The 232-nt window shown below is 74.6% G+C and carries 1 protein-coding gene; it reads right to left on the reverse strand.

Going from position 1 to position 232, the window contains the following annotated elements:
* On the reverse strand, window positions 1–232 hold a 232-nt coding region (gene purN / locus A6V29_RS08585), incomplete at both ends, for a phosphoribosylglycinamide formyltransferase (RefSeq protein ID WP_283956342.1).

Here is a 232-nt window from a genome sequence, read left to right on the forward strand (position 1 = left end):
GCGCGCCGGGGAACGCCGGCAGCAGGGCGGGGTGGGTGTTGATCAGCCGGCCGCCGAAGGTCTCCAGGACCCTGGGCCCGACGATCTTCATGAAGCCGGCCGAGACGACCAGATCGGGCTCGAAGGCCGCGATCTCGGCGGCGAGCGCGCGGTCCCAGTCCGACCTGTCGGGGTGGTCGCCCAGCGGGCGGACGAACGTCGGGATGCCGCGGCGCCGGGCGTGCTCGAGACC

Origin of the sequence: Blastococcus sp. CCUG 61487, from assembly GCF_005222955.1 — a bacterium.
Taxonomy (GTDB): Bacteria; Actinomycetota; Actinomycetes; order Mycobacteriales; family Geodermatophilaceae; genus Blastococcus.